Consider the following 15,517-nt stretch of genomic DNA (forward strand, 5'->3'; position numbering starts at 1 on the left):
ATTCCCTCGCGGCCGCTCGGGCGCGAGGATGCTGAAACACGTTCCTTCCCCCATCCAGGGGGAATGGAGGGGAAGCCAACCCGCCTTGACCGCAACCCGGCTCGTCCCTCTGATGCAACCCAAGCCTTCACGATTCCCTCGGAGACCCTTTCGGATGCGCCCTTTCCAGATCGCGGTCGCCGCCGTGCTGAGCCTCAGCCTCGCGGCGTGCCACAAGGCGCGGACGTTCGAGGCCCTGCCCGACGACATGGACATGGGCAACAAGGCCGCCAAGGTGACGGTGGTGGAGTACGCCTCGGTCGGCTGCCCGGTCTGCGCGCGCTGGCAGAAGGAGGTCTATCCGGCCTTCAAGTCGAAATATATCGACAGCGGCAAGGTCCACTACGTGTTCCGCGAGATGCTGGTCGGCGGCGGTTCGGAAGTGACGGTGGCGGCCGCCGGTTTCCTGCTCGCCCGGTGCGCGGGCAAGGACAAATATTTCGCCGTCAACGACGCGGTGTTCGCCAGCCATCCGGGACTCTACGACGCGCCGCGCGAAACCCTGCTGGGCATCGCCAAGCAGGTCGGCATGAACGAGGACGAGTTCACCAAGTGCGTGACCGACGAAAAGCAGATGACCGCGCTGAACGACCGCGCCCAGCGTAACGCCAAGGAGCACGAGGTCGACGCCACCCCGACCTTCGAGATCAACGGCAAGAAGATGGAGCCCGGCTACCACACGCTGGACCAGATCGACGCGGCCATCGCCGCCGCCAGCAGCGACTGAGGCCTTGCTACCGCGAAGAGCCCATCGGTGCTACACGCACCGGCAATGACTGAAACCACCGCTCAAAACACCCGCGCCGGCTTCGCCGCCATCATCGGCGCGCCGAACGCCGGCAAGTCCACCCTGGTCAACCGCATGGTCGGGGCCAAGGTCTCGATCGTCACCCAGAAGGTCCAGACCACCCGTTTCCCCGTGCGCGGCGTGGCCATCGAGGGCGACACCCAGATCGTCCTCGTGGACACGCCCGGGATCTTCAGCCCGCGCCGGCGCCTTGACCGCGCCATGGTCCGCTCGGCCTGGGCCGGCTCGGAAGAGGCCGAGGCCACCGTCCATCTGGTCGACGTCCAGGCCGAGCTGGCCAGCCGCGCCGACAAGGCCACGCCCGGCGAATACCGCTCGGCCCAGGACGTGCAGACCATCATCGAGGGCCTGAAGGCCGCCGACCGCAAGGTCATCCTGGCGCTGAACAAGATCGACGGGATCAAGCGCGACACCCTGCTGGCCGTCGCCAAGGACTTCTTCGACACCGGCGTCTACACCGACGTCTTCATGATCAGCGCCTCGACCGGCGCGGGCGTCGAGGACCTGACGGCCAAGCTCGTCACCATGATGCCGGAGGGGCCTTGGCTCTATCCGGAGGACCAGACCGCCGACCTGCCGGCCCGCCTGCTGGCCGCCGAGATCACTCGCGAGAAGGTCTATCTGCGCGTCCACGAAGAGCTGCCCTACGCCGCGACCGTCGAGACGACCGCGTTCGAGGAGCGCAAGGACGGCTCGGTGCGTATCGAGCAGACCATCCTGGTCGAGCGCGAAGGCCAGCGGGTCATCGTCATCGGCAAGGGCGGCCAGACCTTGAAGTGGATCGGCCAGGCCTCGCGCGAGGAGCTGTGCGACATCCTCGACCGCAAGGTTCACCTGTTCCTGCACGTCAAGGTGAAGGAGAACTGGGCCGAGGAGCGGGGGCTGTTCAGCGATATCGGGCTGGACTTCGATGTTTGACGCCCCGGCTTCGGCGGCGGCGGTCGATCTCGACGCCTATTTTGGACGCATCGGCTACGACGGGCCACGCGAGCCGACGCTCGCGGTGTTGCGGGCCATCGCCTTTCGCCATCCCGACGCCATTCCGTTCGAAAACCTGGACGTGCTGCTGGGGCGCGGCGTCAGCATCGTCCCGGCCGACATCGACGCCAAGCTGATCGCGGGCGGGCGGGGCGGTTACTGCTATGAGCAGAACGGCCTCCTGAAGCGGGTGCTCGAGGCCCTGGGCTTCCAGGTCGAGGGCCTGATGGCCCGGGTGAAGTGGATGTCGCCGGACGACGCCCCGCCGCGTCCGCGCTCGCATCAGGTGCTGGGCGTGATGCTGGAGGGCGAGACCTGGCTGGTCGACGCCGGCTTTGGCGGCTGCGTTCTAACCGCGCCGCTGCGCCTGTTCTCCGACGCGGAGCAAGACACGCCGCACGGCCGGTTCCGCATCGTCGACACCCAGACCAGCGGCGTGGCCGAACGCCAGGTCCAGGCCGATCTCTCGGGCCGCTGGGCGCCGCTGTACCAGGTGTCGAACGGCGCCTGGGCCGAGGTCGACTACGAGCAGGCCAACTTCTTCACCTACACGCATCCCAGCTCGCACTTCACCTGGAGCATGACGGTGGGGCGCACGACGCCGACCGCGCGCTATGCCCTGAAGAACAATCGCTTCACCCATCGCGACGTCACCGGCGCGGTGGTCGAGCAGCGCGACCTGTCGGTCGACGAGCTTGAAACCACCTTGCGCGACGTGATCGGCCTGCCGGTCGAGCCCGACTGGAGGCCCGTTCTGGAGAAGGTCGTCGCCTGGGGGACGCCGACTTGACCCTGGAGTGGGAGGACGAAGCCTACGTCCTCTCGGCCCGCTCGCACGGCGAGACGGGGGCCATCGTCGAGCTGCTCACCCAGGATCGCGGCAAGTTCGCCGCCCATGTGGCCGGCGCGGCTTCGCGGCGGATGAAGCCGTTTCTGCAACCGGGCGCGCGCGTCATCGCCCGCTATCGGGCGCGGGTGTCCGACCAACTGGGCTCGGCCAGCCTGGAGCCGATGGGCGAGGGACCTTCCAGCCTGTTCGACGACCGCCTGGCGCTGGCCGGACTTTCCGCCGCCGCCGCCGTGGCCGCCGCGGCCCTGCCCGAGCGCGAGGCCCATCCCGGCGCCTTCCACGCGCTGGAGGCTCTGATCCGCGTTCTCGAAATGCCCGACATCTGGCCAGCGGTCTATGTCCGCTACGAGGCGGGTCTGCTGCAGGAACTGGGCTTTGGCCTGGATCTCTCCAAGTGCGCGGCGACCGGAGTCTTCGACGACCTGGTCTATGTCAGCCCGCGCACCGGCCGCGCCGTCAGCCGCGACGCCGGGCGGCCGTATCACGACAAGCTCTTGCCGTTGCCGCCGTTCATGCTGTCGTCGCAGGGCGGGCTGGCGGAAGGCGACGTGAAGGCCGGCCTCGACATTACCGGCCACTTCCTCGAGCAGTTCGTTTTCGGACCCCTGAACCGGCCCCTGCCGCCGGCGCGCGTCTGGCTGCTGGACCGATTGTCCGAGGCGGGGAGGCTTTAAGAACCGTCACACAGCGGAGCTATCGCGAACCTTCAGCTTTCCGGAGTTCCGCCATGTCCGTGCTCGATCGCTACGCCCTCAGCCGCCGCCGCCTGATGACCGTCTTCGGGGCCTCGGCCGTGACGGCGCTGTCGATACCCCTGGAGAGCCGGGCGGCCTTGGCGCCGGCCTATTTCAAGACCTATCCGTTCCAGCTGGGCGTGGCCTCGGGGGATCCGTCGCCGGACGGCTTCGTGATCTGGACCCGCCTGGCCCCCGAACCGTTCGAGATCGGCTACGGCATGCCGATGGCGCCGGTCGAGGTCGCGTGGGAGGTCGGCGACTCCGAGAGCATGAAGACCATCGTGGCCAAGGGAACGGCCATCGCGCCGCCCGAGTTGGGGCACGCGATCCACGTCGAGGTCGGCGGACTGCAGCCCGGCCGCGACTACTGGTACCGCTTCATCGCCGGCCGCGACCGCAGCATCCTGGGCCGAGCCCGCACGACGCCAGCCCTGGGCGCGGTCGTCGAGAAGGTCCGCTTCGCCGTCGCCGGCTGCCAGAACTATGAGAACGGCTACTACACCGCTCACCGCCGCATGGCGGAGGACAATCCAGACTTCGTCTTCTGCTACGGCGACTACATCTACGAAGGCCGGGGCGCTCGGACCACCACCAGCGGCGGCCGGCCGATCGAGAACGTCCGCCAGCATTTCGGCGACGAGATCTATAGCCTGGACGACTATCGCCGCCGCTACGCCCAGTACAAGCTGGACGTCGATCTCCAGGCCGCCCACGCCGCCGCGCCCTGGTTCGCGATCTGGGACGACCACGAGATCGACAACAACTGGGCCGCCGAGATCGACCAGGACAATACCGATCCCAAGCTGTTCAATCTGCGCCGCCAGGCCGCCGCCCAGGCCTATTACGAAAACATGCCGCTGCGGGCGTCGAGCTTTCCGGCCGGGACCGGCCTTCAGATCTATCGTCGGGCCAGCTACGGCCAGCTCGTCAACCTGAACCTCCTGGATACGCGCCAGTTCCGGAGCGACCAGCCGTGCGGCGACAAGTGGAGCTGGTGCGAGGGCGTCAACGATCCGAAGGCCCAGTTCATGGGCCTGCCGCAGGAAAAGTGGCTGATCGATGGTCTGTCGGCCTCGAAGGCGACCTGGAACGTCATCGCCCAGCAGGTCATGATGATGGATCTGGATCGGGATCCTGGTCCCGGCGTGATGGTCAACCCCGACTCCTGGGCCGGCTACAACACGCCGCGCCGCCGGGTGCTGTCTCAGATCCGCGACCACAAGGTCGGCAACGTCGTCGTCCTGACCGGCGACGAACACCAGAACTTCGCGGGCGACCTCTATATCGACGGGGCCAAGCCTGTCGGGCCGCCGATCGCGTCCGAATTCGTGGTCACCTCGATCAGCTCGGGCGGCGACGGGACGGACCAGCGGGAGACGTTCGCCAAGATCCAGGCCGTCAACCCGATGCTGAAGTTCAACAACGACCAGCGCGGCTACGCGATCTGCGAGGCGACGCCCAAGACGTTCGTGACCGAGTTCAAGGTTCTGGACGCCGTCACGCGCAAGGACGGCAAGCTATCGACCCGCGCCAAGTGGGCGGTGGAGGCGGGCAAGCCAGGGCTCGTCCAGGCCTGAGACCACGGCTTCTCCCCGCGTCCCGAGGGCGCGCGGGGAGGCGTTCGAGGCCTATTTCACGCCCACCGCGCGGCCCGGGGCGCCGCCGGCGTCATAGTACGGGCGGCCATCGGCTTCCTGCCACCGCAAGGTCGTCACGAAGCCGTTCGCGGCCGGCGCGCTGGTCAGCGTCTTGTGGCTGCCCGCGACGGGCTTGCCGCCCTTCAGGGCCTCGGCCATCACGCGACCGGTCAGCTGGCCCTTGGGCGACAGCTTCACGCCCAGGATCTTGGCCAGGGTCGGCGTCCAGTCGGCGTTGCTGACCGGGGTCGGGTCGACGAAGCCCTTGCGGAAATCCGGGCCGACGGCGGCCATGAAGTTGTGCGTGTCGGCGCGCTGCAAGGCGCCGTGGATGCCCTGGCCCTGCTGCAGCGTGGTGTCGGCCACCTCGACGGCGCACAGCTCCGCCGGCTTGCGCGTGCAACCCGGGGCCAGGAAGCTGCGGAAGCTGATCACGATGGCCGGACGCGGGGTCTTGGCCGAACCGACCAGGCCGATGGCGCTCATCGGCAGGGCGCCGGGGATCTTGCCCAGCGCGTCGTCCACGAAGATGGCGGACACATAGTCCTGCGTCGTCAGGGCCGTCACCGCGCGCTCGACCAGCGCCTTGCGGTCCGGGCCGTTGGCGTAGATCAGGTCCGAGCCGCCGCCGGCGACGATCTCAAGCAGCGGGTTCTTGGGATCGGGACCCAGCAGGGCGTTGCCGCCCTTCGGCGCCATGCCCTGGTCGAACATCATCGGCAGGCCGATCGGTTCGAAGGCCGGCAGGTTCAGCGCCTTGGAGAGATCGATGGCCACGAAGCCCGGCGGCAGATAACCCGGCACGACGCTGTCGAACTTCAGCTTGGCCGCCGCGCTGGTGGCGCTCTCCTTGGAGATCGTCGAGAAGCCGTGGTCGGCCGTGACGATGATATCGGTCGTCTTGTCCAGGCCTTGCGCTTTGAGGGCGTCGCGCAGGGCTTGCAGATTGTCCGAGGCGTTGCGCACGGCCTTCAGCGAGGTCTCGCCGTTGATGCCCGGGGTCAGGGTGTTGAGGCTGTCGCCCTGGTTATGCTGGGTGCCGTCGGGGTCGCGCGACCAGAAGACCATCACGAACGGCTTGCCGCCCTGCTTGAAACGCGGCAACAGCACCTTGGACACCAGGTCCACGAACCACTTCTGCTGTTCGACATTGGCGACCCGGACGCCCGGCATGTTGTACGCGCCGGGCCAGCTGTTCAGGCCACGGTCCGGCGGGGTCTTGCTCAGGCCGACCGCCTTAATGGCCTTGGTGATGAAGTCCGGAACCGGGAAGCGGTCCTCGAAGGCGTCGTCGATGACGATGGTGCCCTTGCCGTCGCGGGCGGTGACGTCCTGGACGGCCACCGGGCCCTCCTTGCCGACGGCGGCCGTGACGAAGCCCTGGGCGTGGGCCAGGGCCAGGAGGCTCTCTTCGTTCAGGTAGTTGCCGCCGAACCGCTGGTTCAGCAGGCCGATCGACGGGTCGCTCTCGATCGGCGCCAGGGTCGAGCTGACCGGGAAGGGCAGGGCGGGGCTGCCGGCCGACACGGTGTTCTGGAAGTCGCCGGTGTCGCCGGGCTTGTGGCCGGTGGCGATCGAGGCGGCGTTGACCGTGGTCACGGTCGGGAACATCGAGTGGCTGTTGCGGAAATCGACGCCCTCGCGGCGCAGCGCTTCAAGGGCCGGGGCGGTCTGGGCGTCGACGATTTCCGAACGCAGGCCGTCGGCCACGAAGATGATGACGTTGTGCGGCTTGTGCGTCGCCCGCCAGGCCAGGGTCCCGCCGACCAGGGCGACGATGGCGGCCGTTCCGGCCAGCATGAGCTTCGAGGGGGTCTTGGCGGCCATGAATCCGTAAGTCCAGCTAACTTGAGCGGGTCTTATGACAAGCTTGAATGACGGTCTGACGACGAAAAATCCGCCCGAAAGGTCGATCTTCGGCCCAAAAGCCCGGTAGAGCGCTTCCGGTTCAGATGAAATCCGAGCCGGATAAAAAGGCCCTGTCTGTTTGAGCTTGGAGCGCGTCAGACGCCGAAACCGCTCACACTTTCGCCTGACGCGCTCTAAGATGCCCGACCACGATTCATAGGCGTCATGAACAAGCCCGTACTTCCTCCCCCCGGCGGTCCCGACGACGGCGACCGCATTCTGGATGAGCCGCTGACCGAAGCCCTGTCGCGGCGCTATCTCGCCTACGCTCTGTCGACGATCGGCTCGCGGGCGCTCCCCGACGTGCGCGACGGCCTCAAGCCCGTGCACCGTCGCGTGCTCTACGCGATGAGCAATATGCGCCTGAACCCCGACGCCGCCGCGCGCAAGTGCGCCAAGGTGGTCGGCGAGGTGATGGGTAACTTCCACCCGCACGGCGACGCCTCGATCTATGACGCCCTGGTCCGCCTGGCGCAGGAGTTCAGTCAACGCATCCCGCTGGTCGAGGGCCAAGGCAACTTCGGCAATATCGACGGCGATAGCGCCGCGGCCATGCGCTACACCGAGTGCAAGATGACGGAGGCGGCGACGCTTCTGTTGGACGGCATCGACGAGGACGCGGTCGACTTCCGCCCGACCTATGACGGTCAGGACGAGGAGCCGGTGGTCCTGCCATCGGGCTTCCCGAACCTGCTGGCCAACGGCTCGTCGGGCATCGCGGTCGGCATGGCCACCTCGATCCCGCCGCACAACGCCGCCGAGCTGATCGACGCCTGTCAGTTGCTGCTGACCAATCCCGACGCGACGACCGAAGACTTGCTCGCCAAGGTTCCTGGGCCGGACTTCCCGACCGGCGGGGTCATCGTCGAGCCGCGCGCTTCTCTGCTGGAAACCTACGAGACCGGCCGGGGCGGCGTGCGCATCCGCGCCAAGTGGGACAAGGAGGACACCGGTCGCGGCACGTACCAGATCGTCGTCACCGAGATCCCGTATCAGGTGAAGAAGTCGGATCTGGTCGAGCAGCTGGCCGACCTGATCGACAGCAAGAAGGCCGCCCTGCTGGGCGACGTCCGCGACGAGAGCGCCGAGGACATCCGTCTGGTCCTCGAACCGAAGTCCAAGAACGTCGAGCCCGAAGTGCTGATGGAGAGCCTGTTCAAGCTCTCGGCGCTGGAAAGCCGCTTCCCGGTCAACATCAACGTGCTGGACGCGCGCGGCACGCCGGGCGTCATGGGCCTGAAGCAGGCGCTGATGGCCTTCCTGGCCCACCGCCGCGAGGTTCTGACCCGGCGCGCCCGACATCGCTTGGCCAAGATCGAAGCCCGTCTGCATATCCTGGACGGCCTGCTGGTCGCCTATCTGAACCTCGACGAGGTCATTCGGATCGTCCGCTACGAGGACAAGCCGAAGGAAAAGCTGATCGAGACGTTCGCGCTGTCGGACATCCAGGCCGACGCCATCCTCAATACCCGCCTGCGCCAACTGGCCAAGCTGGAAGAGATGGAGATCCGTCGCGAGCACGCGGAACTGGTGGAAGAGCGCGACGGCATCCTGGCCATGCTGGCCAGCGACGCCCAGCAGTGGAAGCTGGTGGGCGTGGGCCTGTCCGAGGTGCGCGCGACGCTGCTGAAGATCAAGCATCCGCTGGACAAGGCCCGTCCGACCGGCGTGACCGGACGCTCGATTTTCGCCGATGCTCCGGTCGTCGACGCCGACGCCGCCATCGAGGCGATGATCGTGCGCGAGCCGATCACGATCATTCTGTCCGAGCGCGGCTGGATCCGCGCCGCCAAGGGCAAGATCGACGATCCGTCCGAGCTGAAGTTCAAGGAAGGCGACAAGCTGGGTTTCCTGGTCCCGGCCGAGACCACGGACAAGCTGCTGATCTTCTCCAGCGACGGCCGTTTCTTCACATTGGGCTGCGACAAGCTTCCCAGCGCGCGAGGACACGGCGAGCCGGTGCGGATGATGATCGAGCTGGACGACAAGGTGAAGATCATCGACGTCTTCCCGTTCAAGGCCGGCCGCAAGCGCTTCATCGCCTCCAAGCAGGGCTACGGCTTCCTGCTGCCCGAGGAGGAGACCCTGGCCAACCGCAAGGCCGGCAAGCAGGTCCTGACGGTCGACGCGGCCGGCGCGGCCTTCTGCATGGAGGTCGTCGGCGACCAGATCGCGGTGGTGGGCGACAACGGCAAGATCCTGATCTTCCCGATCGAGGAACTGCCGGAAATGCCGCGCGGCAAGGGCGTCAAGCTGCAGTCCTACCGCGAGGGCGGTCTGCGCGACGGCCTGTCGTTCAGCGCCGAGACCGGCGCCTTCTGGATCGACACCGCCGGCCGTCGTCGCGAGTGGGCCGAGTGGAAGGACTGGGCCGGTCGTCGCGCCGGGGCCGGCAAGCTCGCGCCTCGGGGATTCCCCACCAGCAAGCGGTTCCGACCCAAGTGATGGTGGCCAAATGAACTTGGGACGGTTGCGTCGCCGCGCGTTGGCCCTGATGGCCGGCGCCTTCGGCTGCGCGGCCATCGCCGCGACGCCGGCCCTTGCCTTGCCCAAGGCCAAGCCCGAAGAGGTCGGCTTCAACGCCGACCGTCTGAAGAAGCTGGACGACCAAATGCAGGCGATGGTCGATCATGGCCAGATCGCCGGCGGCGTCACGTTGCTGGCCCGCCATGGCCGGATCGTCCACGCGCGGGCCTATGGCCGCCAGGCCCTGGGCGGTCAGCCCATGCCCCTGAACGCCATTTTCCGCATTCGCTCCGAAACCAAGCCGATCACGGGCGTGGCCATGATGATCCTGTACGAGCAGGGTCTCTGGAAGCTGGACGATCCGATCAGCAAGTACGTGCCTGAGTTCGCCGATCTGCGCATCGTCAGCGGCGTCGACGCGTCCGGCCAGCCGATCCTGGCGCCGATCAGCCGTCCGCCGACCATGCGTGAGCTGATGACCCACACCGCCGGCTTCGCCTACGGTCTGGCCGACGATCCGAACAGTCCGGCGGACCAGGCCTATTACCGGGCCGGCGTGCTTCAATCATCCTCGCTGGGGGAGCTGGTCCAGAAGGTCTCGGAACTGCCGATGTATTCCGAGCCCGGCCAGCTGTGGCGCTACAGCGTGGCGGCCGATATCCAGGGCTACATCATCGAAAAACTGTCGGGCCAGACCCTGCCCGCGTTCATGGAAGAGCACATCTTCGCGCCGCTGAAGATGCGCGACACCGCCTTTTATGTGCCCGAGGAGAAGGCCCACCGGCTGGCGGCGCTCTACACCGCCGATCCGCGCACGGGACGGCTGATCCCCGCGGTCGAGGGGGCTTGGCGCGACGTCACCAAGCCGCCCGCCGCGCCGCTAGGCGGTGGAGGGCTGGTCTCGACGGCGCACGACTTCGCCCGCTTCGCCCAGATGATCCTCAACAAGGGCGAGCTTCATGGCGCGCGGATCCTCAAGCCCGAGACCGTGGCCCTGATGACGCAGAACCACCTGCCGCCGGGGTTCGTGGTCACGACCAATGGTACGACCGGTGTCTTGCAGCCGAGCCTTCGCCCTTTCCCCTTCGCCGCCGGCATGGGCTATGGGCTCGACATGGCGGTGGCGGTCAATCCGGCCGCCTCGGGCGCGCCGGTGGGACGGGGCACGGTCAGCTGGGGCGGCAGCGCCGGCACCTGGTTCTGGATCGACCCGGTTCATGACCTGCTTTTCGTCGGCATGATCCAGCGCCTGGGGGGTGTCGGACCCAAACTGGACGCTCAGTCGCGCGCCTTGGTCTATCAGGCGATCGAGCCGCCGTTGCAGGCGATCCCGACTGTACCGGCCCATACGCCGCATCCGGGACCGACCAGGGTCACGAGCCGGTAGCGCGCGGGCCGCGATCTCGGCATGGTGCCTCCCAATAACAGAGGGAGGCGGGTCATGCGGGCCGACGCGGAATTCGACATCATCGTCTACGGCGCCAGCGGTTTCACCGGGCGGCTGGTGGCGGAGTATCTGGCGGCTCGCTTCGGAACTGGCGGCGCCGTGCGCTGGGCCATGGCGGGACGCAGCGAGGAAAAACTGGCGGCGGTGCGCGCCGAGATCGGCGCGCCGCTGGACACGCCGCTCGTTGTCGCCGACGCCGATGATCCCCAATCCCTGCGAACCATGGTCCGTCGCGCCAAGGCGGTGCTGACCACGGTCGGGCCCTACCAGCTTTACGGCTCGGACCTGGTCGCCGCCTGCGTCGAGGAGGGAACCGACTATCTGGACCTTTGCGGCGAGCCGGCCTGGATGCGGCGAATGATCGACGCGCACGAGGCGCGGGCAAAGGAGACGGGCGCGCGGATCGTCTTCTCGTGCGGCTTCGACTCTATCCCCTTTGAGCTGGGCGTCTGGTTCCTGCAGGAAACCGCGCGGAAAGCCCTGGGCGCGCCGGTTCCGCGCGTGAAGGGCCGGGTTCGCGCGATGAAGGGCGGTTTTTCCGGCGGCACGGCGGCCAGCCTCAAGGCGACGATGGCCGCCGCCGCGAAGGACCCGGGAGTCATCGCGCTGTTGAAGAATCCGTTCGCGCTGACGCCGGGCTTTCAGGGACCCCAGCAGCCGTCCGGCAATCGCCCGATGCTGGAGGAGGATCTTGGCGTCTGGGCCGCGCCGTTCGTGATGGCGGCGATCAATACGCGCAATGTCCATCGCTCGAACGCCTTGATGGGCCATCCCTACGGCGCGGATTTTGTTTACGACGAGATGGTGCTGACCGGTCCTGGCGAGCAGGGCCAGAAGATCGCCGAGCACATCGCCGCCTCCGGCGGCGGCCTCGGCGGGGAGGGCGGCCCCAAGCCCGGCGAAGGTCCCAGCAAGGAAGAGCGAGAAACCGGCTTCTACGACGTCCTGTTCGTCGGCCTGGCGCCCGACGGCCGTCAGGTTCGCGTCTCGGTCAAGGGCGACAAGGACCCCGGCTACGGCTCGACCTCGAAGATGATCGCCGAGTCGGCGGTGTGCCTGATCTCCGAGGCCGCCGACGCGCCGGGCGGGATCTGGACGCCCGGCGCGGCCATGGGGCGCAAGCTGATCGACCGCCTCGAGGCCCATGCGGGCCTGCGGTTCGAGGTCGAGCGGGGTTGAAGAAAAATTCGCGTGCGCGCCTTGCTCAATTCGCCCTAAGGTCCCGCCTCGAACAAGTGTTTGGAGAGGCGGGCATGGTCATTCGGCGTCTGACGGCGGCCGCGTTGGCGACGGTTCTGGCGTTCGGCGGCGCGGCGCCTGGATGGGCCGCGCCGGTCTCGACCCATGTCGAGGCCTCCAGCGCCTTTCCGGCCAGCAAGCCCGAGAGCGTCGGCTTTTCGGCTGACGGGCTCAAGGCGCTGGACGCTCACATGCAGGGGCTGGTCGACGCCGGCCACCTGCCGGGCGTCACCACCATGCTGGTCCGCCACGGCAAGGTCGTGAACTTCGAGGTCCATGGCAAGAAGGGCTTCGACGGTCCGCCGATGACCAAGGACACGGTGTTCCGCATCTACTCGCAGTCCAAGCCCGTCACCGGCGTGGCCATGATGATCCTCTTCGAGGAGGGTAAGTGGAAGCTGGACGATCCGGTCAGCAAGTACATTCCGGAATTCGCCTCGTTGCGGGTCTTCAAGGGCGTCAACTCCGACGGCTCGTTCGACACCGTGCCGGCAGACCGTCCGCCGACCATGCGCGAGATCATGAGCCACTCGGGCGGGTTCGCCTATGGCCTGGTTCCGGACAACCCGATCGATAAGGCCTATGTCGACACCGGCGTCTTGGGCAGCAAGTCGAGCGACGAGTTCATCAAGCGTGTCGCCGCCCTGCCGCTGGTGGCCCAGCCGGGCACGCGGTGGAAGTACAGCGTCTCGGTCGATATCCAGGGCCTGATCGTCGAGAAGCTGTCGGGCATGTCGCTGGGCGACTTCATGCAAAAGCGCATCTTCACGCCGCTGAAGATGGTCGACACCGGCTTCTGGCTGCCGGCGGAAAAGACCAGCCGCCTGGCGTCGCTTTATGCCTGGGGACCCAAGGTTCATAAGCTGGTTCCGGCGGACGGCTTCATGGTGCTGGATATCTCGAAGCCGCCGGTCATGGCCTCGGGCGGCGGCGGCCTGGTCTCGACCAACGCCGACTACGCCCGCTTCGCCCAGATGCTGCTGAACGGCGGCGAGCTTGACGGGGCGCGCATCCTGAAGCCCGAGACCGTCAAGCTGATGCGCACGAACATGCTCAGCGACACGATCATGAATTCCGACGTCCCGCCGTTCAACACCGCCAAGGGGCGGGGCTTTGGCCTGGACTTCGCGGTGGTGCTGGACAGCGCCAAAGCCGGTCCGCAGGGGAATGGGACCTATAGCTGGGGCGGCGCGGCTGGAACCTGGTTCTGGATCGACCCGACCAACGATCTCTTTTTCCTGGGCATGATCCACATCCTCAACAAGGACGGTGATCCCGCCATCGCCCACATCGACCAGGACAGCGCCAAGTTCGTCTATGACGCGCTCAAGGATCCGTCGAAGTAGGTTTTCTCCGATTTCCCCGGCGACCGCCGGGGCCCAGATCCACCCAGAGCGACTGGGACGCTCGCGCCGTTCTCCCCGGCTTCAATGAGGAGACCCTCGGGCTCGATCTTTGCCTGGCGTCCGCCGGGAATGTCGGGAGGAGGAGAAGCAGGGAGTGATGTATGAAAGCCGCCGTCTATTACGAAACCGGCTCGCCGGACGTCTTGCGCTACGAGGACGTTCCAGATCCCGTCTGTCATCCGCAGGGCGTGGTGATCCGCGTCGAGGCCGTGAGCATCGAGGGCGGCGACACCCTTAATCGTGGCGGCGGCCAGATGGCGGGCAGCCCGCACATCGTCGGCTATCAGGCCGCCGGCGAGATCATCGAGGTCGGCGCCGAGGTCGCGCATCTGAAGGTCGGCCAGAAGGTGGTTACCGTGAACGCCTTCGGCTCGCACGCCGAGCTGCGGGCCGTGCCGGCCCGAAACGCCTGGCCGATTCCAGACGGTTTCGACATCCGCAAGGCCGCGGCCATTCCGGTGCCGTTCGGAACGGCCCACGAGTGCCTGTTCGGCGCGGGCCATCTGAAGGCTGGCGAGACGGTGCTGGTTCAGGCCGGAGCGGGGGCGGTCGGTCTGGCCGCCATCCAGTTGGCCAAGAAGGCGGGGGCCACGGTCCTGGCCTCGGCCTCCAGCGACGAGCGGCTGGAACGTCTGAAGGCGTTCGGCATGGACCACGGGATCAACTACCGCCGCGACGATCTCGTCGAGCAGGTGATGAAGCTGACGGGCGGCAAGGGCGTCGATCTGGTGGTCGACCCCGTCGGCGGCGCGACCTTGCAGGGCAGCCTCGGCGCCCTAGGCTATCGGGGGCGCATCTCGCTGGTCGGCAATGCCGGGCGCGAACCCATGAAGGTCGATGTCTCGTCGCTGATGGGCGGCAACCGCTCGCTGACCGGGGTCTTCCTCGGCGCCGAGATCATGACCGACCGCGTCCACGACATGATCCAGGACCTGATCGATCAGGCGGCGCGCGGAGAGCTTGAGGTCGTCATCGACAGCACGTTCCCGCTCGCCGAGGCCGACAAGGCCCACGCCTATATCGAGGGACGCCAGGCCGTTGGCCGGGTGCTGCTGATCCCATGAACCGCGTCCTTCGACATACGGGGGCCAAGTACCCCATCGTCCAAGCCCCGATGGGCTGGATCGCGCGCTATCCGCTGGCCTCGGCGGTCTCGCGCGCGGGCGGACTGGGCATCATCGAGACCTCGTCCGGCGAGACCGAAAACTGCAAGGCCGAGATCACCAAGATGGCGGCCAGCGGCCTGCCGTTCGGGGTCAATCTGCCGATCATGTTCCTGCGCGACGACGCCATGCTGCGCTTCGTCTGCGATAGCGGGGTCAAGTTCGTGACTACCTCGGCCGGCAGCCCCGCCAAGTTCATCGGCCCGCTGAAGGACGCTGGCATCGTCGTCTATCACGCGGTGCCGACGGTCGACGCGGCGGTGAAGTGCGTCGAGGCGGGCGTCGACGGCCTAGTGGTCGAGGGCGCCGAGGGGGGCGGCTTCAAGAACCCCGAGGAGGTTTCGACCCTCGTCCTGCTGCAGGCCATCCGAGCCAAGACCGACGTTCCGCTGATCGCCGCCGGCGGCATCTGCGACGGACGCGGCATGGCGGCGGTCTTCGCTCTGGGCGCCGAGGCCGTCCAGATGGGCACGCGGTTTGTCAGTTCGGCCGAGAGTCCGGTCCACGCCAACTACAAGGCCGCGATCACCGGGGCCAAGGAGACGGGCACCTGGGTGCTCAACAAGAAGGCCAGTCCCTGCATCCGGGCCATCAAGTCGGAGCTGACCAAGGAGATCCACGACGCGGGCGTCATGCCGCCCGACGTTCTGAAGAACATCCTGGACGTCTATTTCGGCGGCGACATGGAGGCCGCGCCGGCCTTGGCTGGTCAGACCGTCGGGCTGATCGACGAGGTGAAGACCGCCCAGGAGATCATCGACGAGACCGTCGCCCAGTTCCACGACATCACCGGGCGTCTTGGCGCCCTGGCCGCCGCGCGCGGCTTCTAGGAGTATTAC

At 67.3% G+C, this 15,517-nt stretch carries 12 protein-coding genes; 11 read left to right on the forward strand and 1 reads right to left on the reverse strand.

The window, feature by feature from the left end; genetic code table 11:
* Positions 1–154 precede the first annotated feature (154 nt).
* Genes FCU40_RS04755 through FCU40_RS04775 form a run of 5 tightly spaced genes read left to right on the forward strand, consistent with a single transcriptional unit; the run spans position 155 to position 4,989 of the window.
* A complete protein-coding gene (locus FCU40_RS04755) occupies positions 155–766 on the forward strand; it encodes a thioredoxin domain-containing protein (RefSeq protein WP_168073232.1) in 612 nt (203 codons plus the stop codon).
* Positions 767–811: 45 nt separating this feature from the next.
* A complete protein-coding gene (era, locus tag FCU40_RS04760) occupies positions 812–1,765 on the forward strand; it encodes a GTPase Era (protein ID WP_168073234.1) in 954 nt (317 codons plus the stop codon).
* The gene (locus FCU40_RS04765; protein WP_004620722.1) at positions 1,758–2,615 is read left to right on the forward strand and encodes an arylamine N-acetyltransferase; all 858 of its coding nucleotides are present in this window, start codon (positions 1,758–1,760) and stop codon (positions 2,613–2,615) included. Before era ends, FCU40_RS04765 begins: the two co-directional genes overlap by 8 nt.
* Positions 2,616–2,617: 2 nt before the next feature.
* Positions 2,618–3,349, forward strand: coding sequence for a DNA repair protein RecO (gene recO, locus FCU40_RS04770; protein WP_035017411.1), 732 nt, complete (start codon positions 2,618–2,620; stop codon positions 3,347–3,349).
* 53 nt (positions 3,350–3,402) lie between these two features.
* Positions 3,403–4,989, forward strand: coding sequence for an alkaline phosphatase D family protein (locus tag FCU40_RS04775; protein ID WP_168073236.1), 1,587 nt, complete (start codon positions 3,403–3,405; stop codon positions 4,987–4,989).
* Between the two features lie 51 nt (positions 4,990–5,040).
* Here the strand turns inward: FCU40_RS04775 and FCU40_RS04780 are convergent, their stop codons facing one another.
* Positions 5,041–6,876 carry an alkaline phosphatase family protein gene (locus FCU40_RS04780; RefSeq protein ID WP_168073238.1) on the reverse strand — a complete coding sequence of 612 codons (1,836 nt, stop codon included), beginning with the start codon at positions 6,874–6,876 and terminating at the stop codon, positions 5,041–5,043.
* Positions 6,877–7,122: 246 nt separating this feature from the next.
* Here FCU40_RS04780 and parC point away from each other — a divergent pair, with 246 nt between their 5' ends.
* The 6 genes from parC to FCU40_RS04810 all read left to right on the forward strand — a co-directional run bounded on the left by parC (position 7,123) and on the right by FCU40_RS04810 (position 15,508).
* The gene (parC, locus tag FCU40_RS04785; protein WP_004620715.1) at positions 7,123–9,402 is read left to right on the forward strand and encodes a DNA topoisomerase IV subunit A; all 2,280 of its coding nucleotides are present in this window, start codon (positions 7,123–7,125) and stop codon (positions 9,400–9,402) included.
* A gap of 10 nt (positions 9,403–9,412) precedes the next feature.
* A complete protein-coding gene (locus FCU40_RS04790) occupies positions 9,413–10,810 on the forward strand; it encodes a serine hydrolase domain-containing protein (protein WP_168073240.1) in 1,398 nt (465 codons plus the stop codon).
* Positions 10,811–10,864: 54 nt separating this feature from the next.
* Positions 10,865–12,049 carry a saccharopine dehydrogenase NADP-binding domain-containing protein gene (locus tag FCU40_RS04795; protein ID WP_168073242.1) on the forward strand — a complete coding sequence of 395 codons (1,185 nt, stop codon included), beginning with the start codon at positions 10,865–10,867 and terminating at the stop codon, positions 12,047–12,049.
* 74 nt (positions 12,050–12,123) lie between these two features.
* Complete coding sequence (locus FCU40_RS04800) at positions 12,124–13,455, forward strand: serine hydrolase domain-containing protein (RefSeq protein ID WP_168073244.1); 1,332 nt, start codon at positions 12,124–12,126, stop codon at positions 13,453–13,455.
* A 161-nt stretch (positions 13,456–13,616) separates the two neighbouring features.
* Positions 13,617–14,579 carry a zinc-binding alcohol dehydrogenase family protein gene (locus FCU40_RS04805; protein WP_004620706.1) on the forward strand — a complete coding sequence of 321 codons (963 nt, stop codon included), beginning with the start codon at positions 13,617–13,619 and terminating at the stop codon, positions 14,577–14,579.
* Entirely contained in the window at positions 14,576–15,508 is a 933-nt protein-coding gene (locus FCU40_RS04810) for a nitronate monooxygenase family protein (protein WP_168073246.1), read from the forward strand. The genes FCU40_RS04805 and FCU40_RS04810 overlap by 4 nt, the downstream gene beginning before the upstream one ends.
* The last annotated feature ends 9 nt before the right edge of the window (positions 15,509–15,517 follow it).

Source organism: Caulobacter sp. SSI4214 (genome assembly GCF_012184455.1).
GTDB lineage: Bacteria > Pseudomonadota > Alphaproteobacteria > Caulobacterales > Caulobacteraceae > Caulobacter > Caulobacter vibrioides_E.

What these genes read in the sequence shown, in the direction of transcription:
- FCU40_RS04795 (WP_168073242.1), top strand. Translation starts at nt 10,865, where the DNA reads ATGCGGGCCGACGCGGAATTCGACATCATCGTCTACGGCGCCAGCGGT.
- FCU40_RS04800 (WP_168073244.1), top strand. Translation starts at nt 12,124, where the DNA reads ATGGTCATTCGGCGTCTGACGGCGGCCGCGTTGGCGACGGTTCTGGCG.
- FCU40_RS04755 (WP_168073232.1), top strand. Translation starts at nt 155, where the DNA reads ATGCGCCCTTTCCAGATCGCGGTCGCCGCCGTGCTGAGCCTCAGCCTC.
- FCU40_RS04775 (WP_168073236.1), top strand. Translation starts at nt 3,403, where the DNA reads ATGTCCGTGCTCGATCGCTACGCCCTCAGCCGCCGCCGCCTGATGACC.
- era (WP_168073234.1), top strand. Translation starts at nt 812, where the DNA reads ATGACTGAAACCACCGCTCAAAACACCCGCGCCGGCTTCGCCGCCATC.
- FCU40_RS04805 (WP_004620706.1), top strand. Translation starts at nt 13,617, where the DNA reads ATGAAAGCCGCCGTCTATTACGAAACCGGCTCGCCGGACGTCTTGCGC.
- parC (WP_004620715.1), top strand. Translation starts at nt 7,123, where the DNA reads ATGAACAAGCCCGTACTTCCTCCCCCCGGCGGTCCCGACGACGGCGAC.
- FCU40_RS04780 (WP_168073238.1), bottom strand. Translation starts at nt 6,876, where the DNA reads ATGGCCGCCAAGACCCCCTCGAAGCTCATGCTGGCCGGAACGGCCGCC.
- FCU40_RS04765 (WP_004620722.1), top strand. Translation starts at nt 1,758, where the DNA reads ATGTTTGACGCCCCGGCTTCGGCGGCGGCGGTCGATCTCGACGCCTAT.
- FCU40_RS04810 (WP_168073246.1), top strand. Translation starts at nt 14,576, where the DNA reads ATGAACCGCGTCCTTCGACATACGGGGGCCAAGTACCCCATCGTCCAA.
- FCU40_RS04790 (WP_168073240.1), top strand. Translation starts at nt 9,413, where the DNA reads ATGAACTTGGGACGGTTGCGTCGCCGCGCGTTGGCCCTGATGGCCGGC.